21 protein-coding genes are annotated in these 20243 nt (G+C 57.6%); 4 read left to right on the plus strand and 17 right to left on the minus strand.

The annotated features are described in order from the left end of the window. The first annotated feature begins 38 nt into the window (after positions 1–38). A complete protein-coding gene (locus RS584_RS01700; protein ID WP_193042103.1) occupies positions 39–770 on the plus strand; it encodes a response regulator in 732 nt (243 codons plus the stop codon). Here RS584_RS01700 and RS584_RS01705 read toward each other — a convergent pair. From RS584_RS01705 to RS584_RS01730, 6 genes are all read right to left on the minus strand, one after another. Beyond that, positions 752–1771, minus strand: coding sequence for a carbohydrate kinase family protein (locus RS584_RS01705; protein ID WP_315748836.1), 1020 nt, complete (start codon positions 1769–1771; stop codon positions 752–754). The genes RS584_RS01700 and RS584_RS01705 overlap by 19 nt on opposite strands. Continuing rightward, entirely contained in the window at positions 1771–2631 is an 861-nt protein-coding gene (locus RS584_RS01710; RefSeq protein WP_017382639.1) for a ketose 1,6-bisphosphate aldolase, read from the minus strand. The genes RS584_RS01705 and RS584_RS01710 overlap by 1 nt, the downstream gene beginning before the upstream one ends. Before the next feature lie 10 nt (positions 2632–2641). Continuing rightward, complete coding sequence (locus tag RS584_RS01715) at positions 2642–3328, minus strand: D-lyxose/D-mannose family sugar isomerase (protein ID WP_315748837.1); 687 nt, start codon at positions 3326–3328, stop codon at positions 2642–2644. A 121-nt stretch (positions 3329–3449) separates the two neighbouring features. Further along, entirely contained in the window at positions 3450–4391 is a 942-nt protein-coding gene (locus RS584_RS01720; protein WP_315748838.1) for an ABC transporter substrate-binding protein, read from the minus strand. A 28-nt stretch (positions 4392–4419) separates the two neighbouring features. Then, positions 4420–5415, minus strand: coding sequence for an ABC transporter permease subunit (locus RS584_RS01725; protein WP_315748839.1), 996 nt, complete (start codon positions 5413–5415; stop codon positions 4420–4422). A gap of 2 nt (positions 5416–5417) precedes the next feature. Continuing rightward, positions 5418–6932: a sugar ABC transporter ATP-binding protein gene (locus RS584_RS01730; RefSeq protein ID WP_023302933.1), complete on the minus strand. Its 1515-nt coding sequence runs from the start codon at positions 6930–6932 to the stop codon at positions 5418–5420. A 181-nt stretch (positions 6933–7113) separates the two neighbouring features. Between RS584_RS01730 and RS584_RS01735 the strand changes: the two genes are divergently transcribed. Beyond that, positions 7114–9411: a hybrid sensor histidine kinase/response regulator gene (locus RS584_RS01735; protein WP_103269684.1), complete on the plus strand. Its 2298-nt coding sequence runs from the start codon at positions 7114–7116 to the stop codon at positions 9409–9411. Here RS584_RS01735 and alsK read toward each other — a convergent pair. The 6 genes from alsK to alsR all read right to left on the minus strand — a co-directional run bounded on the left by alsK (position 9344) and on the right by alsR (position 15436). Next, the gene (gene alsK, locus RS584_RS01740; RefSeq protein ID WP_063135432.1) at positions 9344–10288 is read right to left on the minus strand and encodes an allose kinase; all 945 of its coding nucleotides are present in this window, start codon (positions 10286–10288) and stop codon (positions 9344–9346) included. The genes RS584_RS01735 and alsK overlap by 68 nt on opposite strands. Then, entirely contained in the window at positions 10272–10967 is a 696-nt protein-coding gene (alsE, locus tag RS584_RS01745) for a D-allulose 6-phosphate 3-epimerase (RefSeq protein ID WP_015570210.1), read from the minus strand. Before alsE ends, alsK begins: the two co-directional genes overlap by 17 nt. Positions 10968–10977: 10 nt before the next feature. Then, positions 10978–11958 (minus strand): D-allose ABC transporter permease, encoded by a 981-nt coding sequence (gene alsC, locus RS584_RS01750; RefSeq protein WP_017382644.1) that lies wholly within the window; start codon positions 11956–11958, stop codon positions 10978–10980. Then, positions 11937–13469, minus strand: a complete 1533-nt coding sequence (gene alsA / locus RS584_RS01755) for a D-allose ABC transporter ATP-binding protein AlsA (RefSeq protein ID WP_315748840.1) — start codon at positions 13467–13469, stop codon at positions 11937–11939. The genes alsC and alsA overlap by 22 nt, the downstream gene beginning before the upstream one ends. 76 nt (positions 13470–13545) lie before the next feature. After that, entirely contained in the window at positions 13546–14481 is a 936-nt protein-coding gene (gene alsB, locus RS584_RS01760) for a D-allose transporter substrate-binding protein (RefSeq protein WP_015570212.1), read from the minus strand. 64 nt (positions 14482–14545) lie between these two features. Beyond that, entirely contained in the window at positions 14546–15436 is an 891-nt protein-coding gene (alsR, locus tag RS584_RS01765) for a D-allose utilization transcriptional regulator AlsR (protein WP_015570213.1), read from the minus strand. 351 nt (positions 15437–15787) lie between these two features. Here alsR and rpiB point away from each other — a divergent pair, with 351 nt between their 5' ends. Both rpiB and yjdP read left to right on the plus strand, forming a co-directional pair. Beyond that, a complete protein-coding gene (gene rpiB, locus RS584_RS01770; RefSeq protein WP_015570214.1) occupies positions 15788–16237 on the plus strand; it encodes a bifunctional allose-6-phosphate isomerase/ribose-5-phosphate isomerase RpiB in 450 nt (149 codons plus the stop codon). 69 nt (positions 16238–16306) lie between these two features. Then, positions 16307–16630 (plus strand): DDRRRQL repeat protein YjdP, encoded by a 324-nt coding sequence (yjdP, locus tag RS584_RS01775; protein WP_047062204.1) that lies wholly within the window; start codon positions 16307–16309, stop codon positions 16628–16630. A 54-nt stretch (positions 16631–16684) separates the two neighbouring features. On the opposite strand, the gene phnP is transcribed toward yjdP, so the two are convergent. Genes phnP through phnL form a run of 5 tightly spaced genes read right to left on the minus strand, consistent with a single transcriptional unit; the run spans position 16685 to position 20241 of the window. Then, entirely contained in the window at positions 16685–17443 is a 759-nt protein-coding gene (phnP, locus tag RS584_RS01780) for a phosphonate metabolism protein PhnP (RefSeq protein ID WP_315748842.1), read from the minus strand. A 9-nt stretch (positions 17444–17452) separates the two neighbouring features. Further along, the gene (gene phnO, locus RS584_RS01785) at positions 17453–17887 is read right to left on the minus strand and encodes an aminoalkylphosphonate N-acetyltransferase (protein ID WP_006810443.1); all 435 of its coding nucleotides are present in this window, start codon (positions 17885–17887) and stop codon (positions 17453–17455) included. After that, a complete protein-coding gene (gene phnN / locus RS584_RS01790) occupies positions 17880–18431 on the minus strand; it encodes a ribose 1,5-bisphosphokinase (RefSeq protein ID WP_315749902.1) in 552 nt (183 codons plus the stop codon). The genes phnO and phnN overlap by 8 nt, the downstream gene beginning before the upstream one ends. Beyond that, positions 18428–19564: an alpha-D-ribose 1-methylphosphonate 5-triphosphate diphosphatase gene (gene phnM / locus RS584_RS01795; RefSeq protein WP_315748843.1), complete on the minus strand. Its 1137-nt coding sequence runs from the start codon at positions 19562–19564 to the stop codon at positions 18428–18430. The genes phnN and phnM overlap by 4 nt, the downstream gene beginning before the upstream one ends. Continuing rightward, positions 19561–20241 (minus strand): phosphonate C-P lyase system protein PhnL, encoded by a 681-nt coding sequence (gene phnL / locus RS584_RS01800; protein ID WP_315748844.1) that lies wholly within the window; start codon positions 20239–20241, stop codon positions 19561–19563. Before phnL ends, phnM begins: the two co-directional genes overlap by 4 nt. Positions 20242–20243: the final 2 nt, after the last annotated feature.

The following is a 20243-nucleotide window of genomic DNA, read 5'->3' on the forward strand; positions in this document are numbered from 1 at the left end:
GGTTCAGACTTAACATAATTCCCTGACGGAAGCATGCGATGAAACCGGCGATTCTGGTGGTTGATGATGATGTCGCAGTCTGCGAACTGCTACAGGATGTGCTCAGCGAGCACGTCTTTACCGTGCTGACGTGTCACACCGGTCAGGACGCGGTGAACCGTGTCCAGCAGTATCCCGGCATTGCGCTGGTTCTGCTGGACATGATGCTGCCGGATATCAACGGATTACAGGTTTTGCTGCAACTGCAAAAGCAGCGACCATCGCTACCGGTGGTGATGCTGACGGGGCTGGGAAGTGAATCAGATGTGGTCGTCGGGCTGGAAATGGGCGCTGATGATTACATCGGAAAACCGTTCAATCCGCGCGTGGTGGTCGCCCGCGTTAAGGCGGTACTGCGTCGAACCGGCGCGCTGGACGCGGAGCCTGCCGCGCCGCGCGTTGAAGGTATTACCTTTAACGGCTGGACGCTGGACACCACCCGCTGCGAGCTGAGCGATCCGCAGCGTAATACCGTGCCGTTAACCCAGGGCGAATACGGCCTGCTGCTGGCATTAACGCAAAACGCCCGCCGGGTACTGAGTCGTGAACAGCTGCTGGAGCTGACCCACAGCGAAAGCGCCGAGGTCTTTGACCGCACTATCGACGTGTTGATCATGCGGCTACGGCGAAAAATTGAGGTCAATCCGCACCAGCCTTTGCTGATCAAAACCATTCGCGGTCTGGGCTATGTTTTTGCCACGGACGTTTCCCATCATGAGAAAGCCGCCTGAACGTTCTCCTGAATAAACGCCTGAAGCTCGGCCAGCGTTTTCGCGCCGTTAATCGCATTGGCCGCCAGCAGGCTGGCCCGCGCGCAGGCGTGCGCCAGATAAATACTCTCGGTAAGCGACAGCGATTCATGGCAACCGTATAAAAAGCCTGCGCAAAACGCGTCGCCCGCACCGACGCTGCCGATAATCTCCTCCTGCGTCAGCTTCCACGACGGAACCCATTGCCCTTTTTCACCCGGCGCTTCACCCCATGCCCCTTCCGGACAGTGGATCACCACCCGCTGCCGCACGCCTGCCGCCAGCAGCTGTGCGGCAGCGTCGGCGATATGGACCATGTTCAGCGCACCATGACCGTCGCGGATCTCAAGCCCGCTAAACTCACCGGCTTCCAGCTCGTTAATCACCAGATAATCAAGATGACGCAGGGCAGGGAGCACCAGCGGCTGATAGCGCCGATCGCCCTTGCGGGAGACCAGATCGAGCGAGGTTTCATACCCCTGATCGCGCATCTGTACCAGTAACCGCGCGCTGCGGGTGCCAAACTCCTCGTCCGGCATGTCCAGGCTGTCGAGCAGCAGCAGATAGCCGAGATGGAAGATCTTCAGCGATCCGTCGAGGCGATCGAAGGCGGGAAGATCCAGCAGGCGGTTGGCGCCCGGCGAGTGGAAAAAGGTGCGCTGTCCGCTGGGGTCGGTCATGACCTGCGACATCGACGTTGGGGCGAACGTCGTACGCTGCACGCGCTGGCGATTGACGTGATATTGGTCGAGCATCGCCAGAATATAGTCTCCGTCGCTGTCTTCCCCAATCAGCCCCACCGCCTGTAACGGCAGGCCGACGTGCATTTTCGCCAGCGTCAGCAGAACGTTGAGCGGCGCACCGCCGGTTGAGCGCTCACTGTGGGTGATTTCCGCCAGCCAGCCGCGCTCCGGCCACTGTACGATCTGGTGGACGTGATCCACCAGCATGTTGCCTGCGGCGATAATCCCTTTGCGTTCCATTATGCCTGCCCCGCGCTGCCGAAGATGCGCATCTGCTCCGCGACCGTATCGGTAATGGCCTCTTCAATGCCCAGCAGCAGTTCGGCAAACTCATCGTACAGCGGCTGGCGGTTCGCCATGCGCTGCTCAACGGCGGCGAGCGCGGCCTGCGACATGCCGGTATAGAAGTTGATTTTATGAATGCCCAGCTCGATAGCGCGGCGGAAGTCGGCATCGCTGATGCCAGAGCCGCCGTGTAAAACCAGCGGCAGCCCCGTCTGCTGGCGAATGGCGTCCAGACGCGTGAAATCAAGCTTCGGCTCGCCCTTGTATTTCCCGTGCGCGTTGCCAATGGCGACCGCCAGCGCGTCGATACCGGTTAAATCGACAAATTCGCGCGCCAGCTGCGGGTCGGTAAAGAACGCTTCATCGGCATGCCCATACAGCGCGCCGCCTTCATCTCCGCCGACTGCGCCCAGCTCCGCCTCCACCGAGACGCCCACCGCGTGGCACATCTTCACCACTTCCCGGGTCTGGCGGATATTTTCCTCATAGCTCAGCGTCGAGCCGTCGAACATCACCGAGCTGAACCCTAAGCGCAGGGCGCGTACGACGGCCTCAAAATGCAGCCCGTGGTCGAGGTTAAGCACCACGGGAATATCGTGACGGGCGGCTTCGAACTTCACCGCTTCGACAAGCGACTCCAGAGACACGTACTTAAAATGCACTTCGGCGATGTTGATGATAAACGGCGAGCGTTCCTGCTTCGCGGCGGCAAACAGCGCGCGCAGAAAATGGGAGTCGAGAACGTTGAACGCGCCCAGGGCGTAGCGGTGTTCTCTGGCGTGTGCCAGACCGTCGGCAAGAGAAATCAATGGCATCATTCACTCCTTATATCCGTAACAGGTTGTACTCGTTGCACAGCACCAGCACCGCCGGTTCGTCTTCTTCGATGGTGTTGTAGCGATCGATGGGCTGTAAAAAGTGGTTGTCGTGTTCATCGTCATTGACCGACGACACTTCGCCCACCAGCACGTCGCCAAAGCCGCGTTCACCCCAGAAGCTATGGTACAGGCCGGGCGTCAGGCAGATGCTTTCCCCAGGCGTGAGGCGCAGCTGGCTACCGGGCGCGTGCGTCTGCCGACAGCCGTCTATCGTGACGATCATGTCGGTGTTTTCGGTCACCTCATGCGCCCCCGCATTCCATAACTCAATAATCAGGTTCCCGCCGCCCCGGTTGATGATGTCTTCCCGCTTGCGCCAGTGGAAATGCATCGGCGTCACCTGGCCGTCGCGGACGTGCATGATTTTTTCGGCATAGCACTTTTCATAAGGCACGCCGTTGGGCGAGCCGTTGCGCAGGGTGAACAGCGTCAGCCCCTCTGCGGCAAAGTGGTTGCCGCCAAACGCCGTCACGTCCCAGCCGAGCCTGAGGTCGAACACCTCCTGCCAGGCGGCCTGGTCAAGCTGCTGCCATTTTGTTGGCGGAAAACTGGCAAACGGCGGGAGATGCACGTCGTGCATGGAGAAGAACTGCCGCGTGTGGCCGAGGATTTCATTGATGTCGGAGCGTTTCATGGGGACTCCTTGCGTTTTTTGCCGCCCCCTCACCCCGGCCCTCTCCCTCAAGGGAGAGGGGGAGTAAGTTCCCTCTCCCCGTGGGAGAGGGTTAGGGTGAGGGCATCAGGCCGCACCGGGGTTACTTAACCGTCCACCCCTTATACGTGCCGACGTTCTTTTTATCGATCATCGTCACCGGGATCAGCACAGGCTCTTTCGGCGCAGGTTTGCCCTGAAGAATGTCATAGCCGATCTCCACCGCCTTCGCCGCCATCACCTGCGGATCCTGCGCCGGTGTCGCCACAAACAGGGAGTTTTCGCGCTTCAGGGCTTCTTCACCGTCCGGGCTGCCATCCACGCCAACGATAAAGAATTCATTGCGTTGCGCCTGTTTCGCCGCCAGATCGGCGCCGATCGCCGTCGGATCGTTAATTGCGAATACGCCGTCGATCTTCGGATTGGCCGCCAGCAGGGAGGTCATGACCTCCAGTCCGCCTTCGCGGCTGCCTTTGGCGTTCTGATTATCCGAGAGCACTTTGATATCCGGATGGCGCCTGAACTCGGTCTGGCAGCCTTCCACGCGGTTTTGTACCGCAGAAACCGGCGGCCCGTTGATGATCACCACGTTGCCTTTACCTTTCAGGCGGTCGGTTATGTACTTACAGGCCATCTCCCCCGCCTGGGTGTTATCGGAGGTGATGGTCGCATCAGCCCCTTCCGCCGCCACGTCAACCGCCACGACCACGATCCCCGCCTCTTTCGCACGCTTCACCGCCGGGCCGATCCCTTTGGAATCCGCGGCGTTAAGGATGATCATGTCCACCTTCGCGGCGATGAAGTTATCGATCTGCGCCACCTGCTGGCCCAGATCGTACCCGCTGGAGACCAGCGTCACCTTGACGTTATCTCCCGCCAGCTTGCGCGCTTCCAGCTCGGCGCCTTTGGTGATCTGCACGAAGAACGGGTTAGCCAGGTCGCCCACCGTCACGCCGATGGACTTCAGATCTTTTGCCTGCGCAAACGGGGTTGCGGCCAGCAGCGCGCCAGCACAGAGCGCGGTCACTAAGGGCTTTAATCTCATGCTGTATTCCTCACGTAGGGTATTGTTGTTATGCACTTTGATGGTGTCGGGTACGGTATTTGTCGATCAGCACCGCTATGATGATCACCGCCCCTTTGATCACCAGCTGCCAGAAGTAGGAGACGCCCATCAGCGTCATGCCGTTGTTGAGGGTGGCGATGATCAATGCACCGACCAGCGTGCCGGTGATCGTGCCGATCCCGCCGACGAAGCTGGTCCCGCCGAGGATCACCGCCGCAATCGCATCCAGCTCGTACCCCGTGCCGAGGTTGCCGTTGGCGCTGTAGAGGCGCGAGGCGCTCATCACGCCGCCTAACCCCGAAAGCAGGCCGCTCATGCCGTAGACAAACAGCAGCACCAGCCAGACCTTGATGCCCGTTAAGCGCGCCGCCTGCATATTGCCGCCGACCGCGTAAATGTGAACGCCGAGGGTTGTGCGGCGCAGGATGAACCAGCAGATAGCAATGACCGCCAGGGCGATCACCACCAGCCATGGAATGGGGCCAAGGTAGTTATTGCCGATCCACTCGAAGTTAATGTTGGAGTTAATGACCGTCGTGCCGTCCGCCAGCAGATACGCCGCGCCGCGCAGTGCCGTATAGGTGCCGAGGGTGACGATAAACGGCGGCAGCCCGGCGAAGGCCACCAGCGCGCCGTTGAACAGCCCCAGCACCATACCGAGCATCAGCGCCGCCGGAATGGAGAGCATCGCAAATTCAGGGATAAGCGAGACCACCATCGCCGCTACCGCCGTAGTACCCAGAATCGAGCCCACGGAGAGGTCAATCCCGCCGGTCAGGATGATGAAGGTCATCCCCGCCGCCAGCACGATGTTGATCGACGCCTGCCGGGTAATATTCAGCAGGTTGCTCTCGGTGAAAAAGTTCGGGGCGATAAAGCCAAATACCGCCACAATCAGGATTAAAATCGGCAAAATGCCGATCGTTTGCATCAGATCGCTCATCAGCATTTTTTTGGCGGAGGCGGATTTCGCCACCTGCTGCGGATGGGTTGGAGTTGTCATAATTACACCGCCTGATGATGTGTGTCGTTCACGCCGGTTGCCAGCGTCATAATGTTTTCCTGAGAGATGTCGCGTCCGTGGAGTTCACCCGCGATGCTGCCTTCCCGCATCACGTACACCCGGTCGCTCATGCCCACCACTTCCGGCAGCTCGCTGGAGATCATCAGAATCGCCACCCCTTTGCGCGCCATCTGGTTCATGATGCGGTAGATCTCGCTTTTCGCGCCGACGTCCACGCCGCGCGTAGGTTCGTCCAGAATCAGAATGCGCGGGCCAATCGCCACCCAGCGGGAGATCAGCAGCTTTTGCTGGTTGCCGCCGGAGAGCCCGCCCGCGCGCACCTGAGAATGCGGCACGCGGATATTGAGCAGGGCGATGGCGTCATCGGAAATAGACTGCGCTTTTTTGCGGTTCAGCCAGCCGAAGGTGGCGTCGCGCTCCAGCGTCGCCATGGTGATGTTCTCCTGTGCCGCCAGCTCCAGAAACAGCCCCTGCTCCTTGCGGTTCTCGGTAAGAAAACCGATGCCGTTTTCAATGGCCGCGCGCGGGGAGTGGATCACCACCGGTTCGCCGTCGACCTCGATCATGCCGCCGGTGGCTTTGCGCACGCCGAAGATCAGCTGCGCCAGCTCGGAGCGACCGGCCCCGACCAGCCCCGCCAGCCCGACGATTTCACCGGAGCGAACCTGCAAACTGCACGGCAGCACTTTTTTGCCATCTGTCAGGTGGTGCACGTTCAGACGCGGGCTGCCGAGCGGAATATCGCGCTCTTTGTTAAACAGATCGCTGAGCGGGCGGCCCACCATCATGCGCACCAACTCAGAGGCATTCAGCTTGTCGCGCGTCAGGCTGCCGACGTACTGCCCGTCGCGCAGGACGCTGACGCGATCGGAAAGCTCATACACTTCCGCCATGCGGTGGCTGATGTAGATAATCGCCATCCCTTCATCGCGCAGGCGCAAAATCAGTTCGAACAGACGGTGGGTTTCGCGCGAGGAGAGGGCGGCGGTGGGTTCATCCATCACCAGAATACGGCTGTTGCGGTGCAGCGCGCGGGCGATCTCCACCTGCTGTTGCTCGGCGATGGTCAGCTTCATGACCAGGTCGGTGGCGCTGAACTGCGCGCCCAGACGGTCAATGACCGCCTGCGCCTGGGCTGCCATCTCTTTGCGCTGGACCAGCCCGCCGCGCGACAGCTCGCTGCCGAGAAAAATGTTTTCCGCCACGGTCAGGTTAGGAGCAAGCTGCATCTCCTGATAAATCAGGGTAATGCCTGCGGCCAGCGCATCCTTCGGACCTTTGATGTGAAACGGCTGACCGTCGATGAGGATGTCGCCGCTGCTGGCGGTATAAGCGCCTGCGAGGATCTTCATCAGCGTGCTTTTTCCGGCGCCGTTTTCCCCCATCAGCGCGTGGATCTCTCCGGGGAAAACCGTCAAATCCACACCCTTGAGCGCGTGGAAATTGCCAAACGTCTTGGCAATGTGGCGCATCTCTAAAACCGGGGTTCTGCTCATGGCGGATCTCCTGTGAATGTCGATATCTGCACTTCATCACAGGTGCGTAAATGCAAAATGTCAGAAGCTGTTCATATTTGTCATAGTTATGAATAGCTAATCGCCATCACATTTTCCTTTTCCCTCTCCCTGTGGGAGAGGGCCAGGGTGAGGGCACCAAACCGCAGAGGAGCCCAAACCCATGTCTTCACGCCCCCCGTTCTTCACCAGCGCCCGCGGTCGCCTGCTGATATTTAACCTGCTGGTGGTGGCGGTAACGCTGATGGTCAGCGGCGTGGCGGTGCTCGGCTTTCGTCACGCCAGTCAAATCCAGGAGCAGGTGCAGCAGCAAACGCTGGATGATATGACCGGCAGCATGAACCTCGCGCGTGATACCGCGAATGTGGCGACGGCGGCGGTGCGGCTGTCGCAGGTAGTCGGTGCGCTGGAATACAAAGGCGAAGCTGAACGGCTGAAACAGACGCAGATGGCGCTGCGCCACTCGCTGGAGCAGCTTGCCGATGCGCCGCTGGCGCAGCAGGAGCCGGCGCTGGTGGCGCGTATTATCCGCAGGAGCAATGAGTTACAGCAGAGCGTGACGGGAATGCTGGAGCGCGGGCAAAAACGGCATCTGGAGCGTAACGCGCTGCTCAGCGCGCTGTATCAAAGCCAAAGCTACCTGCGTCATTTGCAGGATATCAACCGCCGTTACGCGAGCAATGTGCCAGACGCCCGGCAGCTTGCAGAGATGGACAGGCTGATCGTTGCCGCCATTGATACCCCTTCACCGCGCGCCACGGTGCAGCAGCTGGATGCAGTAACCGCGATGTTACCCGCGAGCGCCCTGCAACCGGTGGTCAACCTGGTGCTCCCGGATTTTAATGATGAGCTGCGCAAGCTCGCGCCACTGTCGAAGCAGCTGGAAGAGAGCGATCTGTCCATCAGCTGGTACATGTTCCACATCAAGGCGCTGGTGGCGATATTAAACCGCGACATCAATCAGTACGTTGAACAGGTGGCGCAGGCCTCCCGGCTGCGTACCGCCCAAAGCCACCAGGAGCTGCGCTCCATCAGCGTGTTTATCAGCGTCTTCGCGGTGCTGGCGCTGATCATCACCGGCTGCGCCTGCTGGTATATTTACCGCAATCTGGGCTCCAACCTGACGGCTATCTCAAGGGCAATGTCGCGTCTCGCTCACGGCGAGCAGGATGTGTCGGTGCCCGCGCTACAGCGGCGTGATGAGCTGGGGGAACTGGCGCGCGCGTTTAACGTTTTTGCCCGCAATACCGCTTCGCTGGAGCACACCACGCGGCTGCTGAAGGAGAAGACCTCGCAGATGGAGGTTGATCGCATCGAACGTCAGGGGCTGGAGGAGGCGCTGCTGCACAGCCAGAAAATGAAGGCGGTCGGGCAACTGACGGGCGGGCTGGCGCATGATTTTAATAACCTGCTGGCGGTGATTATCGGCAGTCTGGAGCTGACCGATTCAGCGTCACCGGACGCGCCGCGCATCACTCGTGCGCTCAAAGCCGCGGAACGCGGGGCCATGCTCACCCAGCGTCTGCTGGCCTTCTCGCGCAAGCAATCCCTGCAACCCCATGCGGTAGAGATGAAGCCGCTGCTGGAGAACCTGAGCGAGCTGATGCGGCACTCGCTTCCCGCCACGCTGACGCTGGATATTGAAGCGCAAACCCCGGCCTGGCCCGCATGGATTGACGTCAGCCAGCTGGAAAACGCCATTATCAACCTGGTAATGAACGCCCGTGATGCAATGGAGGGGCAAAACGGTGTGATTAAAATCCGCACCTGGAACCAGCGTGTGACCCGCAGCGACGGGCGCAGACAGGATATGGTCGCGCTGGAGGTGATTGACCACGGCTGCGGGATGTCGCAGGAGGTGAAATCGCAGGTCTTTGAACCGTTCTTCACCACCAAACAGACCGGCAGCGGCAGCGGGTTAGGGCTGTCGATGGTATACGGCTTTGTGCGCCAGTCCGGGGGGCGCGTTGAGATCGAAAGCGCGCCGGGGCAGGGAACCACCGTGCGGCTCCAGCTGCCGCGCTCGACGCTGCCCGCGTTCTCTGATGATGCCGCGCTGGCGACCACGGCCCCGGCAGAGAGTGAGCTGCTTGTGCTGGTCCTGGAAGATGAGGCGGGCATGCGGCAGACCCTGTGCGAGCAACTGCACCAGCTTGGCTACCTGACGCTTGAAGCCGAAAACGGCGAGCAGGCGCTGAACATGCTGGACGCATCGCCGGATATCGGCATGTTTATCAGCGACCTGATGTTGCCGGGCGGCCTGAGCGGCGCGGAGGTGATCGGCCATGTACGCAGCCACTATCCGCAGTTGCCGGTGCTGCTGATCAGCGGACAGGATTTGCGCCCGGCGCATAACCCGCAGCTGCCGGACGTTCAGTTACTGCGAAAACCGTTCACCCGCGCACAGCTGGCGCAGGCGCTGCGCAAGGTGATGGCAGGAACCGGCAGCGAGCCAGGGTAGCGGCCCCCTGAGCGCCGTTAAAAGACGACGACGAGGCAGGGATAAATTTCACGGACTCATGCGGCAGCGGGCGGCGCAAATGCTGCTTTATCCCGACAATCAGCGCTTCGCGCGGAAAGCCAGGCATATCCATTACGCCGCCACCGAGGATCACCGCATCCGGATCGAACAGATTTACACTGGTGGCAATGGCGCGGGCTGCATGATTCAGGAGTTGTTGTACGAAGGGGTCATCGGGTACGGCTGAAAAGATATCTCCCATCGCATACTCGCGGGGCTGCTGTTCGTACCACTGTTTCAATGCGATACCGGAACAAACTGTTTCCAGACATCCCGGGTTGCCACAACCACAGTGCCGCGTCATATCCCCCTGTGGAATATGCCCGAGCTCGCCCGCTACGCCGTGCGCGCCCGTCCATGGAGCACCGTTTAGCCAGATGGCAAATCCCATGCCGGTGCCAAGATAGGCCGCCAGAACCTCTTGCTGCTGGAGATTGTGTTGCGCCACGTCAAACGAAAGCTGAAGGTTAACGTCGCGGGAAAATTCGACCGGGCAGCCTAGCGCATCTTCAAGTTTTCCCGCCAGATCGCGGAGCTCATTCGCCTGCAAAGGCAGATTTGGCGTCGAGATAATGGTGCGTTTGTCTTTGCCGACCAGTGCCGGAAAGCCCATGACCAGACCGCGACAGTGAACCTGTAAATGACGCAGCTGAGCCGTGATCATTTCCGTCACGCCGCACACCACACCAGAGCGGATAACCTCTGCGGTGCGCTGTTTTTCACAATGCAACACCGCACCGTCGGTCGTTTGCAGGCAAAAACGGATATGAGTGGCTCCCATATCCACTCCGGCGACGACATCAGGCTGTTTTTGCATGAGGAACAACCTCGTTTCGTGCCGACAGGATCTGCCCGGCCATAAGCTGCCATGCATCCCCGATATTCTCTGCATGGTTGAACAGACCAGACGTTCCTACGATAAAGACATCTGCGCCGGCGGCCATCAGTTTTTTATAGGTGGCCTGATTGCATGAGCCATCGATCTCAATCTCATAGCTCAGCCCTTCGCGTTCGCGCCAGGCTTTCAGCTCGGCAATTTTCTCCAGCATTTCCGGAATGAACGGCTGCCCGGCAAAGCCTGGATCGACGGTCATCACGGTGATTTTGTCCGCCTTATGAATATAGTATTTCATTGCCTCAACCGGGGTTTCCGGGTTGAGGATGAGTCCCACCTTCATACCGTGACGACGGATCTCTTCAATCAGGCGGAAAGCCTGACCGTTGATGGTCTCCGGGTGCAGTGTGATGAAGTCTGCTCCGGCCTGCGCCAGCTGGCTTATGTAGTCCTGCGGGCGAGTCACCATCAGGTGACAGTCCAGTGGTTTGGTGGCGAGCTTCTTCACCTGGCCGACAAAGAACGGAGACAGCGTCAGATTAGGCACAAAGTGGCCGTCCATGATGTCGATATGGAAGTAGTCCGCGTGCTGGTCAATAAATTCGATCTGTTCTTTGAATTTCAGCAGATCCATACACATCAGGGAGGGTGAAATTTTCATAGTGATTTCCTTACTTACTGATCAATCTGTCGAGGGCAACAGCGGCGATAATCAACCCGCCCATTACCACCAGCTGGTAGTAGGTTTGTACCTGTAAGATATTGAGTCCGTTATTGATGGTGCCGATGATGAGACCACCAATCACGACCGAGAAGATGCGGCCTTTACCGCCGAAGAAGCTGGTTCCGCCGATGATGGCGCTGGCGATGGCGTATGTTTCAAATCCCATCCCGGCCAGCGGCTCCGCTGCGCCCAGACGCGCGGTCGACACCACGCCCGCCAGCCCGGCGCATACGCCAGAAATAATGAACACCACCAGAATATGAAACTTCACGTCGATGCCGGAGTAGAACGCCGAGTTTTTGTTACCGCCCAGGGCGTAGATATTGCGCCCCAGCCGCATACGGGTGGTGAGGAACCAGAGGATCACCGCGACGATCAGCGAGAAGATGACCGGTACGGGTATCCCGAGGACGCTGGCAGCGAAGAAGTTTACAAAATCGAACGAGAAGCCATAGACGGAGTTAGCATCGGAAATCACCAGCGTGATGCCGCGAAAAATGGCGTTAGTACCGAGAGTGATAATGAACGGATGTAGCCCGGTCCAGTTGACCAGACAGCCATTGATCGCCCCCAGCGCGCCGCCGACCAGTACGCCGCCAATCAGTGCTGCAAAAAACGGGTCGACACCAGCCAGCATCAGTTTGGCAGTCACCATGCCGGAGAGTGCCAGAATGGCTCCGACGGACAGATCAATACCCGCGACAAGGATGGCAAAGAATTCGCCCATCCCGATCAGCACCGTTACCGAGCTCTGGACAAAAATCTGCGTGATGTTGTTGGTGGTGAGGAAGTACTCCGATGACAGCGTGCCAAAGATGGCGACTATAATCGCGAGGATAAAAAAGGTACCGTACTTGTCCCAGAACAGCGCGAAGTTAAATGGCTTTTTCTCCGCCATATCGCCTTTCACTCTTGTGGTAATGCCCATGCCATGATCTCCTCTTCGCTCATGTCGTCGCGATTGGTCAGGATTTGCGTCAGCCGCCCTTCGCAGAACACGGCGATGCGGTCGCAGACGGCGATAATTTCAGGTAATTCAGATGACACCATCAGGATGACCTTGCCTTCGTCAGCCAGCTGGCGCATCACCTTGTAGATTTCGGCCTTTGCGCCGACGTCGATGCCTCGCGTGGGTTCATCAAAAATGATGACGTCCGGGTTGCAACACAGCCATTTAGAAATCAGCACCTTTTGCTGATTGCCGCCGGAGAGTTCGGTGATGTTTTGCTCTACGCTATGGCACTTCAACGCCAGCAACTGGCGCTGTGCTTCGGCGGTCTTGCGTTCTTCATGCTCGCGAAAGAGCCCCATGGCCCCTTTATAGCCACCGTTTTTCAGGCTCTGGCTGACGGCCATGTTTTGGGCGATAGAGAAATTAGGGAAAAAGCCATTTTCGCGGCGGCTTTCGGTGATGTAGGCCATCCCTTTTTTCAACGCATCCAGAGGCGAACGCGGGGAGATGGTTTTGCCGTTGAGGCGAATTTCACCGCTCGCGCGTTTATCCACGCCGAAGAGACAGTCCATCAGTTCGGTACGTCCCGAGCCGACCAGACCCGCAAAACCCAGTATTTCGCCGCGGTTCACGCTGAACGAAATATCACGCACTTTTTTCTTGTCCCGGCTGGTGACGTTGTTCACCTCAAACACCGTGTCGCGTTCGATGTTGCCGGTGCTCTCTTTCATGGCGTTAAAGCGGTTTTGCAGTTCGCGGCCGACCATCAGGCGCACAATGTCGTCATTTGAAACGTCACTCACCAGGCCACTGCATACGCTGGAACCGTCTTTCATTACCGTGTAGCGGTCGCAGATGCGGCGGATTTCCGCGAGCTTATGCGAGATATAGACAATGGCGGTGCCTTCTTTACGCAGCTGATTCATGATCAAGAAAAGATAATCCACCTCTTTATTAGTTAATGAAGATGTGGGTTCATCCATAATGATCACTTTGGCATCGAGCATTAAGGTTTTCGCGATTTCCAGCATCTGTTTATGGCTGATGGATAAATTCGCTACTTTTTCATCTAAATCGACTTTTAATCCGACGCGTAAGAGCATCATCGCACCGCGAATGCGCATCTCTTTCCAGTCAATAATCCTGATGCCACAAACCGTTTTGGTCAGGTGACGGCCTATATATAGATTTTCCAGCACGGTTAATTCATCAATAACGCTGAGTTCCTGATATATAATGCCGATGCCCAGTCGTGCTGCCAGTTTATGATCCAATCTGTCGTAATTCTTTTCATTAATAATAATGGAGCCTTTGGTCGGTTCATGAATTCCCGACAATACTTTCATTAAGGTTGATTTACCGGCACCATTCTCCCCTAATAACGCGTGGATCTCATGAGGGTATATAGTTAAATCAACCGATTTTAATGCGTGAACCGGACCAAAGGATTTGCCGATCCCCGCCATCGAGATATATGGCGTGACCATGTTTATTTCCTTCTCTGTTCACCCTCTCCCTGTGGGAGAGGGCCGGAGTGAGGGCATCAAGCCGCACAGTTCTGCGTTATTTCGTCACCAGAATCGAATCCACCAACTTGAATTCAGGCGTTTTTTCCAGCGGGATGACTTTCCCGGTTTTCGCGGCATCCACCATTAATTTCAGGCCGGTCGCCCCGATGTCCGCCGGGTTTTGTGCGACGGTTGCCGTCATCTGACCGGCTTCGACCATCTTACGCGCCTCTGGAATACCATCGGTGCCGACCACCAGCACTTTGCCGATTTTACCGGCGTTTGCCACCGCCTGCGCCACGCCCATCGCCATGGTATCGTTCGCGCAGTAGAAGGCTTTCAGATTCGGGTTTCGTTGCAGCACGTTGGTTGCCACATCCAGAGCTTTAATGCGATCCCAGTCAGCGGGCTGGCTGGCAACCAGCTTAATTTGGTTTGCTTTTTTGAAGGCTTCTGTTGCGCCATTGCGGCGCGCCTCGCCCGATGCGTTACCGGCTTTACCCTCAATGATTGCGACTTCGCCCCCCTCCGCACCAAGTTTATTGATAATAAAATCGGCCCCTTTTGCGCCGACGGCCACGTTGTCCGTTGTGACAAACCCCTCTACATTGCCACCTGCTTTTTTCAGGTTATCCATATCGATTTTTTCATCGAGATTCACCAGATAGAGACCTTTCTGCCAGGCGCGCGCGACGGGCATGACCAGATTCACGGAGGAGAGTGGGGCAAAAGCGATACCCTTGTATTTTTTATTACTCAGATCTTCGAACAGCTGTAGCTGGGACTGAAAATCCCCTTCTGACGGCGAGGCAAAAATATCAACGCTTACTCCCAGGGTTTTGGCTTCATCTTCAATCCCTTTCTTCATATCCACCCAGAATGGATTGGAGAGCGTTTTTAATACCACCGCATATTCCGCAGCAGCAAACGCGCTGGTGGATAACATTAAGCCCATAGCGGCGCCGCTGAAATATTTCAGATATTTATTCATAGCAGTGTTCTCAATGTAGGATATGTTGTTGTTAATCCCGCCTGAGCAGGATTAACCTTTTAATTTACTTCAGTGCGCCAGGAGAGAAGAAATCCACAATAGCGCCGGTTTTTTGCATATTAAGTGTGGCCTGTTCGATATTTTGTTGTGCAACGGAAACAAATAACGCATCTAATAATGTAAGCTGTAATATACGCGCGGAGGCGTTGCGCCCTAATAACGGGGTCTCTGGTGCTGGCGAACAAATAATATAATCAGCAAGTTTAGCAATCGGCGAATGGTAGCTATGGGTAATACAGATAATTTTGGCGCCGTTCTTTTTTGCTAACTCAACTGCTGCTTTCACATCACTGGTGCGGCCGGAATGGGAGACCACCAGTACCACATCCCCTTCCTTCAGCAGCGATGCCGACATCATCATAATGTGCGCGTCCTGATACGACTGGCAGCGCACGCCGATGCGTAGAAACTTATGCTGGATGTCGGCGCAAATAGCGTTAGAACCCCCCACACCGTACAGATCGCGCTGGTTGGCCTGGGCGAAGAAACGTGCCGCGCGGTGAATTTCATCCACGTTCACTATCGACTGGCCTTCCATAATGGTGCGCAGCGTAATATTGAACACTTTGTTAACCACATCCTGTGGTGCTTCATCAAAAGCGAGTTCCGCAGGTAATACTTGTTCGGATTGCGAGAAGTAGTCGACCAGCGCCGCACGCAGGTTACGGAAACCGCTAAAGCCGAGCAGTTTGGCCACTTTCACGATCATCGCTTCCGACACCATCAGCGTTTCGGCAACGTCTTTAATCGCAGGCGCGCCGCTCAGGTTACCCGGCTGGAGCAGCCAGTCGACGATACGGCTTTCGTTGTCGGTCATGCCTTCCTGCTTCATGCGCAGGTACGGTGCAAGGCCAATGCCGTTAGGCAGCTCTTTTTTAAATTCTGACTGACTCATCGCTCTCTTTTGTCCTTAAAAATGAAGACGACACTATATCACCACACTCTGGCATGAAAATATGCTGGTAACTTCACAATGTTTAGAAATTCATAAAGTTTTATTGTCTGTGAAGTTTTGAGGGGCGGTTGATTTAGGATGCCCTTAAAAATCAATAATATAATTATGACACGTTAACGGATTTTAATGCATGCCGTGAGAAATATACCGTCATGAGAGAGTTGAAATGTCAAAGTCAGGGGTGTAGAACACGCGCAGAACTCGATGGTTTTGAGGTTTTATTGCACAACTGACCGGTCTTAAATCACAACTCCATCGAGTTCGTAAAGTTAACCCACGATGAGGTTTATTATGAAAAAGATTGCATTTGGCTGCGATCACGTAGGTTTTATGCTGAAAGAGGATATTCTGGCCCATCTGTGCGCGCGTGGCATCGACGTGGTGGATAAGGGCACCTGTTCCCCGGAGCGTACTGACTACCCGTATTATGCCAGCGCGGTTGCACAGGCTATTATCGATAAGGAGGTGGATGGCGGCATCCTGATCTGCGGAACGGGGGTAGGGATCTCCATTACGGCCAATAAGTTCCCGGGCATCCGCGCAGTGGTCTGTAGCGAACCTTATTCAGCTCAGCTTTCAAGGCAGCATAACAACACGAATGTGCTGGCATTTGGTTCGCGCGTGGTCGGACTGGAGCTGGCAAAAATGATCGTCGATGCCTGGCTAAATGCACCGTTTGAAGGGGGACGACATCAGGCGCGAGTCGATGCGATAGGGGCGATTGAACAGGCCAGGAATTGAGATTCCTCCGCTACCCCGGTTCCCTGCCATTCATTACCGTAAGGCCAGTTCACCTGCGAGTCTGGCCTTATGAAACGTTACTCTACCGCTCTGTTATTGGGTCTGCTGACTTTAACCAGCCAACTGGCGTATGCCGATGTGATTGATGATGCCATTGGCAATATTCAGCAGGCGATCAACGACGCCTATAACCCCGGCAGCAGCCGTAATGATGATGACGACGATCGTTACGATCGCAGCCGTCAAACCGACAGCCGCCAGTACGACGATCGTCGTCGACAGTTAGAAGATCGACGCCAGCGTTTAGACGAGCGTCAGCGCCAGCTGGATGACGATCGGCGTCGGTTAGAAGAGGATGAGCGCCGGTTAGAGGATGATTACGATCGGTGGTAACCCCGGTATTGCAACGCGTAGGCCGGGTAAGGCGCAGCCGCCACCCGGCAAAACCTAATCCAGCACCAGCACCATCCCGTCATACCCCGCTTCAATGCCGGACGGCAGCGGGTTATTCATCATCCACACGTCAAACTGATGGCTGATATGCGTCAGGATCACCTGCGGACAGCCAATCACCTCGTTCAGCGCAATCACCGTATTCAAATCACAATGGTTGCGCGGCGTCTCCGGGCGCGGTTCATGGCTACAGTCGATAATCATCGCCTGCGGCTGATTGTTTAGCAGAAACGTCACCGTTTTATCCGGTAGCCCGGCGGTATCAGAAAGCCACGCCACGCGGCTGTGGGCGGACTCCAGCAGATAGCCGAAGGTCAGTTTTGAATGGTTGAGCGGCAGCGGCGTGACCCGCAAGCCCTGAAGTTCAAACATCACAAACGGCTCCACCGTGTGGCTGAAATCGAGAAGGCCCGGATGCCTGAACAGGTCGTCACAGCCTGCGTCGTCCGGGGGGCCGTAAACCGGAATGGTCGCTCCCACGCCCCAGCGCAGAGGAAAAAGCCCCTGAACGTGATCCATATGATAATGGGTGAGCAAAAACTGCCTGAAACTCCCCGCGGGCCAGTCGTCCATCAGGTGGGGAATACCCGCGTCAAGCAAGGTGACCGCATCGTTGAATTTGACCGCCGCGCTACAGGGGCGACGGCGATAATTTTCCTGCAAACGTGCCCGTCGGCACGCCGCGCAGTCGCAGCCAAACACCGGCACCAGCTGCGCCCCTCCGGTTCCTGTCAGCGTGATCGTCAGACTCATAACGCACCTCTACAGCGGTTTGGTGAAGCGAAAATGGCTCTGCGTATACCCTTCACGAACATAAAAACGGTGCGCGTCCACGCGCTTCACGCTGGTGGACAGCTCGGTCAGCTCAGCGCCTGCCTGACGCGCGATCTCCTCTGCCCAGGCCAGCAGCTGGCTGCCCACTTTCAATCCGCGCGCCTGCGGCATCACCACCAGCTCCTGGATCTCGCCGATCCAGCGGGCGTGATGCAGGTGAAACTGCATATGCAGGCCGATCATACCGATGATCTGCCCGTCCAGCTCGGCCAGCTGGTAACGCATATTGTGATCCTGCAAGTTGGCCAGATACCCGGCGTGAAACGCCTGATGATCGAACTCGGCCTGCTTAAGTTCGCAGATCAGCGCGTAAACGATCGGCGCATCGTCGGCGGTGGCGGGGCGAAGCTGGCAGTCAGGCATGCTGTTTCTCCTTCTGGCGAATAAGCGATAGCAAGGTCTCGACTGACTGTAGCAAACTTCCGTCGTTATTGAGGAGATGGCAACCCGACGGGGTGTAGCGTGCCGCCCGTTCCAGCCGCTGGTCGATCTCGCGCGCGTTTTCGCGCCCCCGCTTTTGCAGCCGGCTACGCAGAACGTCCGGGGAAACCTGCAAACAGACCGGGAGCAGCGCCGCTTCGTACCGGGCGCGAGCCTGCGGGAGATGCGCCCGCGAGCCGTTAACCAGCACGTCGAACCCCGCGTGCAGCCAGAGGTCGATCTCAATGCCGACGCCATAGTAGTAACCGTTGGCATGCCAGCTCAGCGCCAGCAGGTTTTGTCCGGCGCGGATAAAAAACTCCTGCTCGCTCAGGGCGATATGGTTTTCGCTTCCGGCGTTGGCATCGCGCGTGATATAGCGGTGCGCGACCAGCAGCTGTGAGTGTTCCCGCTGCCGTAACGCCGACAGCAGGCTGTCCTTCCCGGAGCCGGACGGGCCCATTAACCAGATGAGTCTTCCCATCAGAACACCCTCTTTCCCTGACGCCAGACGTGGTCGATATGAATATGCTCGCCCTTACGGTGGGCGAGCACCAGATCGGCCCGTTTCCCCTCGGCAATTTCACCGCGATCGTGAAGATTAAGCGCGCTGGCCGGGTTTTTCGTCACCAGGCGAATCGCCTGCGGCAGCGTGAAGCTGTTGTTCTCGTCGTCCGCGACGCGGAAGGCCGCGTCCAGCAGGCTGGCGGGGTAATAGTCAGATGAGAGAATATCCAGCAGGCCGAGCGAGGCGAGCCTGCTTGCCGCCACGTTGCCGGAGTGTGATCCGCCGCGTACGATGTTCGGCGCGCCCATCAGGACGTTCATGCCGTGCTGGCGCGACGCCTCTGCCGCTTCAAACGTGGTGGGAAATTCAGCTATCACGCTGCCAAGCTGGTGGGATTCGCGCACGTGATCGTGCGTGGCGTCGTCATGGCTGGCCAGGGCAAGATTACGGTCCCGGCACATGGCGGCAATGGAGAGGCGATTCGGCTGCGACCACTGGGCCGCAAGCTGGAGCTGCTCTTCTTCGTAGCGCGCCATCTCCGCGTCGTTGAGCGAATATTTGCCCTGATAGTATTCGCGATACTTTTCAATGTTGGCGAACTGGCGCTGCCCCGGCGAGTGATCCATCAGGGAAACCAGCGAGACCGGCTCGCGGCCCACCAGCTTCTCAAACAGCGGCAGGGTGGTGTGGTGCGGCAGCTCGCAGCGCAGGTGCAGGCGGTGCTCGGCGCGGTTGAGGCCGCGCTTTTGCGTCTCCTCCACGGCGTTGATCATCTTCTCCAGATTCTCCAGGCGGTCGCCGCCGTCGCGCACGTCGCCGATCGCCACCGCGTCCAGCACGGTGGTGATGCCGCTGGCGACCATCAGCGCGTCGTGGCTGCTCATCGCTGAATGAGCAGGCCAGTCCACCTTTGGGCGCGGGGTGAAGAATTTATCGAGATTATCGGTATGCAGCTCAATCAGCCCCGGCAGCAGCCAGCCGCCTTCGCCGTCCATCGCTTCAGGAGTGCGGCTCCGGGTTTCGGCAAAGGCGCGGATGACACCGTCCCGCACCTCAACCGAGCCGTTCACGACCTCATTTTCCAGCACCAGCCTGACATTATTGATAATCATACGTTTGTCCCCATCGGGTGCAGTCTGTCCGCCACGCGTTGGCGTACGGCGTCGTCGTGGAAGATCCCGACGATCGCCGCGCCGCGCGCTTTGGCCTGTTCGATCAGTTCCATCACCGCTGCGCTGTTCTTACTGTCGAGCGAGGCGGTGGGTTCATCCAGGAGTAAAATCGGGTAATCGACGATAAAGCCGCGGGCGATGTTGACGCGCTGCTGCTCGCCGCCGGAAAAGGTCGACGGGGCGAGGTGCCACAGACGCTCCGGTACGTTGAGGCGCGTCAGCAGGCTGGCGGCTTTAGCGGTGCAGGTTTCGCGCGGCACGCCGAGATCCAGCAGGGGTTGCATGACCACGTCCAGGGCGGAGATCCGCGGGATCACCCGCAGGAACTGGCTGACCCAGCCGATCGTCGAGCGGCGCACTTCCAGCACTTTGCGCGCGGGAGCCTGAACAAGATCGACCCATTCATTGTTATGGCGAATATGAATATGGCCTTCGTCCGGCAGGTAGTTGGCATACAGGGAGCGCAGCAGGGTGGATTTTCCGCTGCCGGAATGGCCATGCAGCACCACGCATTCGCCGTTGCTGACCTCTAACGAGGCATTTTGCAGTACCGGCAGGCGGACGCCGTTTTGCTGGTGGAGCACAAAGGTTTTACTTACGTTTTGTACGTGGATCATGT

It is taken from the genome of Enterobacter sp. DTU_2021_1002640_1_SI_PRY_ASU_LCPMC_013, from assembly GCF_032389435.1.
GTDB lineage: Bacteria > Pseudomonadota > Gammaproteobacteria > Enterobacterales > Enterobacteriaceae > Enterobacter > Enterobacter hormaechei_C.

Coding starts and splice junctions, on each gene's coding strand:
- phnL (WP_315748844.1), bottom strand. CDS start 20,241: ATGATCCACGTACAAAACGTAAGTAAAACCTTTGTGCTCCACCAGCAA.
- phnO (WP_006810443.1), bottom strand. CDS start 17,887: ATGCCTGACTGCCAGCTTCGCCCCGCCACCGCCGACGATGCGCCGATC.
- alsB (WP_015570212.1), bottom strand. CDS start 14,481: ATGAATAAATATCTGAAATATTTCAGCGGCGCCGCTATGGGCTTAATG.
- rpiB (WP_015570214.1), top strand. CDS start 15,788: ATGAAAAAGATTGCATTTGGCTGCGATCACGTAGGTTTTATGCTGAAA.
- RS584_RS01705 (WP_315748836.1), bottom strand. CDS start 1,771: ATGGAACGCAAAGGGATTATCGCCGCAGGCAACATGCTGGTGGATCAC.
- RS584_RS01710 (WP_017382639.1), bottom strand. CDS start 2,631: ATGCCATTGATTTCTCTTGCCGACGGTCTGGCACACGCCAGAGAACAC.
- alsC (WP_017382644.1), bottom strand. CDS start 11,958: ATGGGCATTACCACAAGAGTGAAAGGCGATATGGCGGAGAAAAAGCCA.
- yjdP (WP_047062204.1), top strand. CDS start 16,307: ATGAAACGTTACTCTACCGCTCTGTTATTGGGTCTGCTGACTTTAACC.
- phnP (WP_315748842.1), bottom strand. CDS start 17,443: ATGAGTCTGACGATCACGCTGACAGGAACCGGAGGGGCGCAGCTGGTG.
- alsR (WP_015570213.1), bottom strand. CDS start 15,436: ATGAGTCAGTCAGAATTTAAAAAAGAGCTGCCTAACGGCATTGGCCTT.
- RS584_RS01715 (WP_315748837.1), bottom strand. CDS start 3,328: ATGAAACGCTCCGACATCAATGAAATCCTCGGCCACACGCGGCAGTTC.
- alsK (WP_063135432.1), bottom strand. CDS start 10,288: ATGCAAAAACAGCCTGATGTCGTCGCCGGAGTGGATATGGGAGCCACT.
- alsA (WP_315748840.1), bottom strand. CDS start 13,469: ATGGTCACGCCATATATCTCGATGGCGGGGATCGGCAAATCCTTTGGT.
- RS584_RS01725 (WP_315748839.1), bottom strand. CDS start 5,415: ATGACAACTCCAACCCATCCGCAGCAGGTGGCGAAATCCGCCTCCGCC.
- RS584_RS01720 (WP_315748838.1), bottom strand. CDS start 4,391: ATGAGATTAAAGCCCTTAGTGACCGCGCTCTGTGCTGGCGCGCTGCTG.
- RS584_RS01735 (WP_103269684.1), top strand. CDS start 7,114: ATGTCTTCACGCCCCCCGTTCTTCACCAGCGCCCGCGGTCGCCTGCTG.
- phnM (WP_315748843.1), bottom strand. CDS start 19,564: ATGATTATCAATAATGTCAGGCTGGTGCTGGAAAATGAGGTCGTGAAC.
- RS584_RS01730 (WP_023302933.1), bottom strand. CDS start 6,932: ATGAGCAGAACCCCGGTTTTAGAGATGCGCCACATTGCCAAGACGTTT.
- alsE (WP_015570210.1), bottom strand. CDS start 10,967: ATGAAAATTTCACCCTCCCTGATGTGTATGGATCTGCTGAAATTCAAA.
- RS584_RS01700 (WP_193042103.1), top strand. CDS start 39: ATGAAACCGGCGATTCTGGTGGTTGATGATGATGTCGCAGTCTGCGAA.